The 9,589-nt window shown below is 71.3% G+C and carries 9 protein-coding genes and 1 pseudogene; 7 read left to right on the top strand and 3 right to left on the bottom strand.

Annotated features, from left to right (window positions below):
• Positions 1-179 precede the first annotated feature (179 nt).
• From VIR15_RS07050 to VIR15_RS07040, 3 genes are all read left to right on the top strand, one after another.
• A complete protein-coding gene (locus VIR15_RS07050) occupies positions 180-605 on the top strand; it encodes a hypothetical protein (protein WP_331926762.1) in 426 nt (141 codons plus the stop codon).
• 90 nt (positions 606-695) lie between these two features.
• On the top strand, positions 696-1,712 hold the full coding sequence (locus tag VIR15_RS07045; protein WP_331926761.1) for an LLM class flavin-dependent oxidoreductase: 1,017 nt from the start codon (positions 696-698) through the stop codon (positions 1,710-1,712).
• Between the two features lie 31 nt (positions 1,713-1,743).
• Positions 1,744-2,208 (top strand): OsmC family protein, encoded by a 465-nt coding sequence (locus VIR15_RS07040; RefSeq protein ID WP_331926760.1) that lies wholly within the window; start codon positions 1,744-1,746, stop codon positions 2,206-2,208.
• Between the two features lie 18 nt (positions 2,209-2,226).
• On the opposite strand, the gene VIR15_RS07035 is transcribed toward VIR15_RS07040, so the two are convergent.
• Both VIR15_RS07035 and VIR15_RS07030 read right to left on the bottom strand, forming a co-directional pair.
• A complete protein-coding gene (locus tag VIR15_RS07035; protein WP_331926759.1) occupies positions 2,227-3,069 on the bottom strand; it encodes a thioesterase family protein in 843 nt (280 codons plus the stop codon).
• Positions 3,070-3,079: 10 nt separating this feature from the next.
• Complete coding sequence (locus tag VIR15_RS07030; RefSeq protein WP_331926758.1) at positions 3,080-3,748, bottom strand: TetR/AcrR family transcriptional regulator; 669 nt, start codon at positions 3,746-3,748, stop codon at positions 3,080-3,082.
• A gap of 144 nt (positions 3,749-3,892) precedes the next feature.
• Between VIR15_RS07030 and VIR15_RS07025 the strand changes: the two genes are divergently transcribed.
• From VIR15_RS07025 to VIR15_RS07010, 4 genes are all read left to right on the top strand, one after another.
• Positions 3,893-5,902 carry an ABC1 kinase family protein gene (locus tag VIR15_RS07025; RefSeq protein WP_331926757.1) on the top strand — a complete coding sequence of 670 codons (2,010 nt, stop codon included), beginning with the start codon at positions 3,893-3,895 and terminating at the stop codon, positions 5,900-5,902.
• A gap of 5 nt (positions 5,903-5,907) precedes the next feature.
• Positions 5,908-6,675, top strand: a complete 768-nt coding sequence (locus VIR15_RS07020) for an SIR2 family NAD-dependent protein deacylase (protein WP_331926756.1) — start codon at positions 5,908-5,910, stop codon at positions 6,673-6,675.
• Positions 6,672-7,106, top strand: coding sequence for an MOSC domain-containing protein (locus VIR15_RS07015; protein ID WP_331926755.1), 435 nt, complete (start codon positions 6,672-6,674; stop codon positions 7,104-7,106). The genes VIR15_RS07020 and VIR15_RS07015 overlap by 4 nt, the downstream gene beginning before the upstream one ends.
• Positions 7,107-7,195: 89 nt before the next feature.
• Positions 7,196-8,653: a nitronate monooxygenase gene (locus VIR15_RS07010; protein ID WP_331926754.1), complete on the top strand. Its 1,458-nt coding sequence runs from the start codon at positions 7,196-7,198 to the stop codon at positions 8,651-8,653.
• Between the two features lie 31 nt (positions 8,654-8,684).
• On the opposite strand, the pseudogene VIR15_RS07005 reads toward VIR15_RS07010, so the two are convergent.
• Positions 8,685-9,589: pseudogene (locus VIR15_RS07005) on the bottom strand (HNH endonuclease signature motif containing protein); the annotation flags it as partial.

Genomic DNA, 9,589 nt, shown 5'->3' with positions numbered 1-9,589 from the left:
GGCTCGCGGGTGAGGCTGATCCCGCCGAGCGCGAGCCCCAGCAGCTGCGGCACGAAACAGAAACCGAAGATCACGCCCGCGATGGCGACCGCGAGAGCTGACCTCGCCAGCGGCGCCTCGGAGGCCAAGCGGGGATGATCGACTGGACCCACGCGTTCAGCCTAACGATGGAGACTCGGATGCCACGTCGCTCGTTGTGTGCCCGCCTGCCTCTGCGGGTCGCCGCCGTGCTCGTCGTGGGCCTGCTCGGAGCTGCAGGTCTCGCGGGCTGCAGCTCGGCTCCCAAGCTCGCGGACCTGCCGCCCGACGTCGCGTCGGCGATGCCGACGATCTCGGCGGAGCAGGCGGAGTTCGTGCTGGCCGCGCGCCAGCGTGGTGCGATGGTCACCGGCGCGACGGTTGCCGACGACCTCGAGACCGGGACCACGGTGTGCTGGGCGCTCAAGAATGGTGGCGTCACGCTGGGCGAGATCGCCAGGGACGACAACGACCAGCCGCTCGACAACGAGGGTGACCAGCTGCGGACCAAGCGGCTCATGGCGGCCGCGGTCGACTCGCTGTGTCCCGACTACCAGGACCAGGTGGCGCAGCTCAACCTGCCCTGACCCCCTGTCCTCCCCTCTCCCCGATCGAGTGAACAGCTTTTGGGTGAGACGGGCCGGAAGAAGTCCCAGCCCGATCCGGTTGGCACCCACGTGACCGATACGAACCGTGCCCAGCTGAACATCCTCGACCTCGTCCCGATTGCCGAGGGCGGCACCGCGGCCGATGCGATCGAGCAGACCGTCGACCTCGCCCAGCACGCCGAGCAATGGGGCTATGGCCGGTACTGGATGGCCGAGCACCACAACTTCCGTGGGGTTGCCTCGTCGTCCACGGCGGTGCTCATCGGCCACGTCGCGAGCCACACGAGGACGATCCGGGTGGGGGCCGGCGGCATCATGCTGCCGAACCATGCGCCCTACGTCGTCGCCGAGCAGTTCGGCACCCTGGCGACGATGCATCCGGGTCGGATCGACCTCGGCCTCGGCCGCGCCCCCGGCACCGACCCGGCGACCGCGCGAGCCCTGCGCCGGAACGAAGTGGCGGCAATGAACTTCGGCGCCGAGGTCCAGGAGCTGATGGGCTATCTCGGCGACCCCGACCCCGACGCGAACGTTCGCGCCATCCCCGGGGAGGGAACCAACGTGCCGATCTGGATCCTCGGGTCGAGCCACGGAGGCGCGCAGGTCGCCGCCGCTCTGGGGTTGCCGTACTCGTTCGCGTCACACTTCGCGCCAGCGGCCCTGATGAGCGCGCTAGAGGTGTACCGGCGCGGCTTCCAGCCGTCGCCGTTGCCCGGTGGCCTCGACGCACCCCGCACCATGGCCGGGGCCAACGTCATGGTCGCCGACAGCCAGGCCGAGGCCGAGCGGCAGTTCACCTCGGTCCTCGAGCGGTTCCGCAGCATCGTGACGAACCGCCGGAGTGGCCTGCTGCCTCCATCCGATGCCACCCCGGACGAGCTGCTGGCGTCGTGGTCACCGGCCGAGCGGGCCGCCGTCGCCGAGATGACGAGGGTCTCGTTCGTCGGCACCCCGGTACAGGTACGCGACGACCTCGAGGTGTTCACCAAGGCCACCGGTGTCGACGAAGTCATCGTGACGTGCGGCGCTTTCGACCCCGAGGTCCGCCAGCGCTCGCTCGAGCTGCTCGCGGACGTGTGGTCCTGACCCCCGACCCGCCGTCTGGAAGGCTGAGCCCATGTCCGAGCAGACCTCCGATCAAAGCCCCATCAACTCCTCGGCTGCAGGGTCGAGGGACGAGCGCCACGTCACGCTGACCCGGGACAGCGTCGGTCGCTACACGGTCCGCAACGACCGTGGGGGATCCATCACGACGAGCTCGGGCACCGAGGAGCTGTCACCGGTCGAGCTCCTGCTTGCCGGGATCGCCGCCTGCACCGCTGTCGACGTCGACACCGTGACGACCCGGCGGGCGGAGCCGGAGAGCTTCCAGATCGACGTGACGGCCGACAAGGTCAAGGACGAGCAGGGCAACCACCTCAAGGACATCGAGGTGACGTTCCGGGTCCGCTTCCCGGATGGCGAGGGTGGCGACGCTGCACGCAAGATCCTGCCGAGCCTGGTGAGGCGGTCGCACGAGGAGTTCTGCACCGTGAGCCGGACCGTCATGCTCGGCGCCGAGGTGACTGCCCGTATCGACTGATCCCGCCGTGGGCGGGGGTCACACCGTCTTGCCCATGGGGCGCACGGTGAGGATCTGCTCGGCGCGACCGACCGGCCCGTGCTCGTCATGGAGGGTCGTGGAGGTCAGGCCCATCCCCGTCGTGCCCATGGTCACCTTGGTGTCGAAGCCGACCCAGCCGCGCACGGGCTCGCGGAAGAGGTGGATCGTGAGGTCGACGTTGGGGAACATCCACTCCTGCGGCGAGACGCGCACGGCTATGCCGTTGGCCGTGTCGACGAGGCGGATGAGGTCGGCGGTGGGCGAGCAGGCCTCGCCGTCGACGAGGGCGTAGGGGCTGCGGATCCACGTGCGAGTGCGACCCGGGCGGCGCTCGGGGTCGGCGCGGAACTCCACACCCCGGATGTACCCGCCCTCCCAGACCTCGGTGGCGTGCCAGACCGGGAAGGCATCCGGGCCCGGCATCGGCTCGAACTCGACGCCCGCCGCCGGCGTGGAGTCGTGTGCGGCGAGGCGCCAGGCGTTCGCACGAACGACGGCGCGACCGTCGACGGACAGCGTCGCCTCGACGAGCTCGATGCTCCGCCCCGGCCGGGTTGTTCGCACGGCCACGCGGCTCGGTCGCGCCGGAATCATGCCGAGGATGTCGAAGCTGACACGCGCGAGCTGCATGCCCTCGCGCGGCTCGTGCAGGTCGATGGCATGCGTGAGGAGGCCGCCCACTGGGGCCATGTGCTGCTCGTCGTCGCGCCAAGCCCCCTGGACGTGGACGGTGGGCCCGAACTCGTCGTCGCCGAGGCGCCGGTAGAAGGCCGGCACGTCCTCCGCGAGCGTGTATTCGGGCTCGGACTGCTCGTCTGGAGGGATGTTCGTGGTGGCCATCCCGGTCACCCTATGACCCCTGTGACGCCTCCGAGTCGGCAGGCTGCACGACTCCGAGGCCCAGGTCGACCATCCGGACGAGCCGTGGCACGAGCTCCTCGATGGCGCTGCTCGGCAGGTCCCGGAGCGGTCCCTCGAGGGCAAGCATGGCGAGGCCGTGGACTGCCGACCAGGCGAGCAGCTCCGCACCCGCCCGCTGGCTGGAGGGCAGCGCCCCGCTCTCCAGCATCTCGTCGAGCTGGTCGGACAGGAGCTGGAAGGGCGTCCGGCCGCCCGCGCCCGCCGCATCGGACGAGGCAGCCCTGCTCAGATCGGTCGGCACCGCGAACGCCGTGCGGAACAGGCCCGGCTCGGTCAGGGCGAAACGCAGGTAGCCGACTCCGACAGCACGGAACCGGGCCCGCGCCCGAGCGCGCGGGTCGCCGTCGCCGTCCACCTCGGCGATCGCCTGGTCGATGACGTCGGCCGCGCGCGCCTGGGCCAGCGAGACGACGTCGTCGAGGAGGTCATCACGGTCGGCGAAGTGTCGATAGGCGGCGTTTGCGGACACGCCCACTCGACGCGTCGCCTCCCGGAGCACGACCGCGTCCGGCCCACCCTCCCGGGCCAGGTCGAGTCCGGCCTCGAGCAGGGCGCGGCGCAGATCCCCGTGGTGGTAGGTCGCACGCGCGATGCTCACCTCCATATCATGGCCCTCCGCGACGCGACCGCGCCGCGGCCGGCCCCTGGCGTCGCCCAGAGCCCCTCCTTGGCCAGCTCGATCCGCTCGCTCCAGGTTGAGGCAGAGTAGGGCGCGACCGCGACTCACCGCCCGAGGGGACTGATGGACTTCCTGGCCTACGCACTTGCGACCGTCGTCAACGTCGCCGTCGTCGCGGTCGTCACGCGTCGCCTGCTGGGTGTGCCGGTTGGGTGGCCTCGCACGATCATCGTGAGTCTCACGATGCTCAGCGTGGGTACCGGCCTGCTCAACTGGATCAGCACGGCCCTGAACCTCGACATGCGGCCCACCGGCCCGTCCGTGGCCGCCACGGGCGCCATCGTCATCCTGGCGACGGCCTGGCTGCTCGCGGCCCAGGTCATGGTTCTCGCGATCCTCGAGGCCATGGTGCCGACGGGCACCCTGCCCGGGCCATTCTCGCTGCTCCGTTCCCTGCCGGCCCGCAGAAGGCGTGCCGCGCGCTACACGGCCATTGTTCGGATCGCCGCCTCCCACGGCCTCGGCGCCTACCTGCGCCCGACGCGCACCGGCACCGACGTGCCCGACTCCAAGGTGGCGCGGTCGCTGCGCGAGGCGCTGACCGACGGCGGGGTCACCTTCATCAAGCTGGGCCAGATGCTGTCGTCGCGACCAGACCTGCTCCCTGAGGCCTACGTCCGTGAACTGTCGGAGCTGCAGAGCAACGTGCCTCCGGCGGAGTGGCCGCGAGTGCGCGCCGTGCTCGAGCGGGAGCTGGACCAGCCCATCGACGAGGTCTTCGAGCACATCGAGGACGTCCCCGTGGCCGCGGCCTCCGTCGCCCAGGTCCATGTCGCCCGGCTCGTCGGCGGGCAGGAGGTCGTCGTCAAGGTCCAGCGGCCAGATGCCCGCCGACAGGCGCTCGCAGACCTCGACATCGTGCTGCGGCTCGGGGCCTGGCTCGAGCGCCGGACGAGCTGGGGCCGGCGGCTCGGCGTCGAGTCCCTGGCCAAAGGTTTCGCGCGCTCCCTCGAGGAGGAGCTCGACTACCGGGTCGAGCTCGGCAACATGCGCGCCGTCGCAGAGGGCGTCTCGCACGCCAGCCGCCCGCGGGTGCAGGTTCCCCGGGCGCGCGAGGACCTCTCGTCATCGCGCGTCATCGTCATGGAGCGGATGCAAGGACGGTCCGTGTCGACGGCCCAGGAGTTCCTTGGCGGCTTCAGCGCCGTCGAACGACGGGCGATGGCCGAGGACCTGCTCGGTGTCGTGCTCCACCAGGTCGTCGTCACGGGCGTCTTCCACGCCGACCTGCACCCGGGCAACATCTTCGTGTCCGAGGAGGGGCAGCTGGGCCTGCTCGACCTCGGTGCGGTGGGCCGGCTCGACCGGGGGGCTCGCACCTCGATCGGGTTGCTCCTCGCCGCGGTCGACCGCCAGGACTCGCTCGCCGCGGCCGATGCTCTGCTCGACCTGCTCGACCGTGGCGACTACCTCGACGACCGGAGGCTGGAGCGGGAGATCGGACAGCTCATCCTCCGCCACGGCTCCGGCCTGTCGCCCACCGGGAGCGCAGCCCTCTTCGTGGACCTCTTCAGGCTCGTGCTCGACCACGGCTTCGCCGTGCCGTCCCAGGTCGCTGCGGCGTTCCGGGCGCTGGGCTCACTGGAGGGCAGCCTCCGGATCATCTGTCCCGGCATGGACCTCGTCGAGGCCGCACGTCAGCAGGGCCGTGGGCTGGTCACCCACACGGTCACCCCCGCCGCAGCGCGGGAGACGCTCGAGGCGCAGCTCGCGAGCCTCCTGCCCGTGATCCAGCGCCTGCCGCGCCGGATCAACAAGATCACCGAGGACATCGAGGCCGGGCGCCTCACGGTCAACGTCCGCGCATTGAACGACCTCCGCGACCGCGCCTTCATCACCGGGATCGTCCACCAGTTCGTCATGACTGCGCTCGCGGCAGCCTGCGTCCTGGGCGGCATCCTCCTCGTGGCCTCCGAGGGCGGACCGATGATGACGGAGACGGTCCCGCTCAACGCGTTCCTCGGCTTCACCCTGCTGTTCTTCGGGTTCGTCCTCGGCAGTCGGGTCCTCGTCCTCATCTTCCACCAGCACCGGACGACGGCTGCCGCCCTCCACTCCGAGTGGACGGGGTGATCGTCGTGCGCAGCACGGTGCCGGAGGCGGTCGCGGCCGTCGCGCGCTCAGCGACGCGCACCGTCGTGCTGTCCGGGGCCGGGATGTCCGCCGAGAGCGGCGTGCCGACCTTCCGGGACGCGCAAACCGGGCTCTGGGAGCGGTTCGCCGCGGAGGACCTCGCGACGATGGACGCCTGGCGTCGGGACCGCGCCTTCGTCATGGCTTGGTACCTCTGGCGGTTCGGCCTCGTGGCGGAGGTCGAGCCACACGCCGGCCACATCGCGATCGCGCGATGGGCCGGAGTGCTCGGCGGCCCGCGCATCTCGGTGGTCACGCAGAACGTCGACGACCTGCACGAACGGGCAGGCAGCGCCGACGTCGTGCACCTGCACGGGGCGCTCGCGAACTGGCGCTGCGAGGACTGCGGAGCGCCCTACGAGGGTGGGTTGCCGAAGGTCGCTGAAAGGACCGATCGCGTCGAGCCGCCGCGGTGTCCGAAGTGCGGTGCGGCCGTCCGGCCGGGGGTGGTGTGGTTCGGTGAGCCGCTGCCCGTGGCTGAGTGGGACCAAGCCGTGGCGCTCGTCGAGCACGCCGACCTCGTCCTCGTCGTGGGCACGTCGGGGATCGTCCACCCGGCGGCCGGACTGCCAGCGATTGCGCGAGGCTCCGGTGCTGTTGTCGTTGAAGTGAATCCGCTCGAGACCGAGGTGTCCCACATCGCCCACCATGTGTGGCGCGAGACCGCAGCGGTAGCGCTGCCGCGCCTCGTCGATGAGGCGACCACCCCATGACTCCCGCGGTGGTGGTGTCCATCCACGTCGCCCCCGGGCGACGCCTCCCGACCAGGTCGGTGCCGAGCGTCGAGGCGGAGGCTGGCGTTGGTCTCGTGGGCGACCGGTACCACGGCAGTCGGCATCGCCACGTGACCCTTCAGGCCCTCGACGCGCTCGATGCCGCGGCCAGGGAGCTCGGGCGTCGCGTGGACCCGGGGCTCACTCGGCGCAACGTCACCATCACCGGGGCTGAGGTGCCGACCTCCCCGGGCACGCCGGTCACCATCGGTCGCGTGCGCCTCGAGGTGGTGCGCGTAGCTGCCCCCTGTCGGCTGCTCGACGACGCCCTGGGGCCGGGGGCCGCTCGCGCGCTGCACGACCGCGGCGGGACCGTGCTCCGACTGCTCGACTCCGGAACCATCAGTGTGGGTGACGAAGTGTCCTGGTGAGTGACCGGATGACGTCGCTTGGCTCGGTGGGGTCGGAAGAAGGCGTACCGTAACCTACGGAAGCGTAGGTTACGGTAGCGGAGGTTTCCATGGAGGGGCATCGAGTCCCGGTCGTCATCCAGGGCGGCATGGGCGTCAACGTGTCGTCCTGGCAGCTGGCCCGAGCTGTCTCGCGGCAGGGGCAGCTCGGCGTCGTCTCGGGCACCGCCCTCGACGCGGTGCTGGCGCGTGGCCTGCAGGAGGGCGACCCAGGCGGCCACCTGCGGCGGGCGCTCGGAGCATTCCCGGACCAGGACATGGCCCAGCGGGCCCTCGACCGCTACTTCATCGAGGGCGGTCGTGCGCCTGATGTCCCGTACCGCCCCAACCCGACGCTGACGATTCGGCCCAGCCGCGGAGCCGTCGAGCTCTCCGTCCTCGGCAACTTCGCCCAGGTGTGGCTCGCCAAGGAGGGCCATGAAGGGATCGTGGGGATCAACTTCCTCGAAAAGGTCCAGATGGCCACGCCGTCGGCAGCGCTCGGCGCGATGGTCGCCGGTGTCGACTATGTCCTCATGGGTGCGGGCATCCCGCGCGAGATCCCCCAGCTGCTGACTGACCTCGCCGCCGGTAGGGCCGGGACCCTGACCATCGACGTCCAGGACTCGACGAGGGTCCACACGAGCACGATCGACCCGGTCGAGGTGCTCGGCGCGCACCTGCCGGTCCTGACCCGGCCTCTCTTCCTCGCGATCATTTCGCTGCACAGTCTTGCCAGCTACCTGAACCGGGACCCGTCCATCCGACCGGACGGCTTTGTCGTGGAAGGACCCGTCGCCGGAGGTCACAGTGCCCCGCCGCGTGGCCGCTTGACGCTCGACGACGCGGGGCAGCCGGTCTACAGCGACCGTGACCACGCGGATCTCGCGGCGATGTCCCGCCTCGGTCTGCCCTTCTGGCTCGCGGGCGCCTACGGCACGCCGGAGCGAGTGGCTGATGCGCTCGAGTCCGGTGCGGCGGGTGTGCAGTGCGGCACGATCTTCGCGCTCTGCACGGAGTCGGGGATCACCGAGCCGCTGCGACGCCAGACCCTGGCCGAGCTCGCGGCCGGCACGCTGACAGTGCACAACGACGCAGCAGCCTCACCGACGGGATTCCCGTTCAAGGTCGCCGGGCTCCCGGACACGCTGGCCGACCGGGACCTCTACGAGGCACGGGAGCGGCTCTGCGACCTGTCCTACCTTCGTGAGCCGTTCGAGCGCGCAGACGGTTCGGTGGGCTATCGCTGCGCAGCGGAGCCCGTCGACGCCTACCTCCGCAAGGGCGGGGCGATCGAGGCCACGGTCGGCCGCAAGTGTCTCTGCAACGCCCTCATGGCGGACGTCGGGCTCGGGCAGCACCGCCGCGATGGCTACGACGAGGTGCCCGCCGTGACCCTTGGACAGGACCTCGAGGGCGCCCGCCGGCTCCTCACCGAACACCCGGAGGGGTGGTCGGCGACGCAAGCAGTCGACTGGCTCCTCGCCTGGGACGCTCAGCTGACAACGCGAGTCGCCGAGCCGGTCTAGGCATTCTCGTCCAAGGTCGATTGGGCGCGACTCAGAACGGTGGGGGTTCCTCCTCGATGCTCGTCTCGGGTTGGGCGGGTTCGTCGTGGATGCTCTCGCGCCAGTTCTTCGGGTAGGTGACGTACTCGCGCCCGGCCAGCGTGGTCCACGCCAGCGCGCGGTCGGGCCGGGGCGTGCTGGTCCACAGGCCGGCGGTCTTGGTGTTGTGGCAGCGGCGGGACTTCGCGTACAGGTTGCCCGCCTCGGTCGCCCCGGCCGGCCACGGCAGCTCGTGGTCCAGGTCGCACCGGTCCGCGGGCACGGTGCAGCCCGGGCCGCGGCAGACCCCGTCCCTGGCCCGGACGTGCGCGGCCAGCCGCGGGCCGGGGCGGTACCCGCTCGACGCGAGCCCCAGCACCTGCCCGGTGTCGATCTGGACGGGCAGGTGCTGCCAGACGGAGCCGGGGGCGGTGATGATCTGCCGGGCGTGCGCGGCGGTGACCCAGCCGTGCCCGGGCACCTCGCAGGGGGCGTCGCTGGTGCCGGCGGCGACCTCGAACGGCACCACGATCCACACCTTGGCCGGCACCGGCCGGCCCAGGCCCGCCCACCCATCCCGCGCCACCACCGTCACACCCTGCGTGACATTGCCGGTCACACCATGCGTGACATCGTCGGTCACACCGTCCGTGACACCGCCGGTGACGTCTGCGGGGCGGGACTGGCGGTTCCCGTGAGTGCCGTGGTTCCCGTGGGTGTGGTCGGGCCACCAGGTCAGCACCGCGTCGAGGACGAAGTCGGAACGCAGCTGCTCCAGGGTGCGCGGGTCCCCGCCCGCGCGCGCCGACCGGGCCGCGGCATCGGCCCGGTCCAGCGCCGCGACGACCCGCTCGACGGTGCCGGTGACGGTCAGCACCCCGGTGCCCTCCTCGGTCACCCGCCCGTACGCGGCCCGGT

The sequence above is a fragment of the Intrasporangium sp. genome (genome assembly GCF_036566125.1).
Lineage (GTDB): Bacteria > Actinomycetota > Actinomycetes > Actinomycetales > Dermatophilaceae > Intrasporangium.
This window is presented reverse-complemented; position numbering and strand designations above follow the sequence as displayed.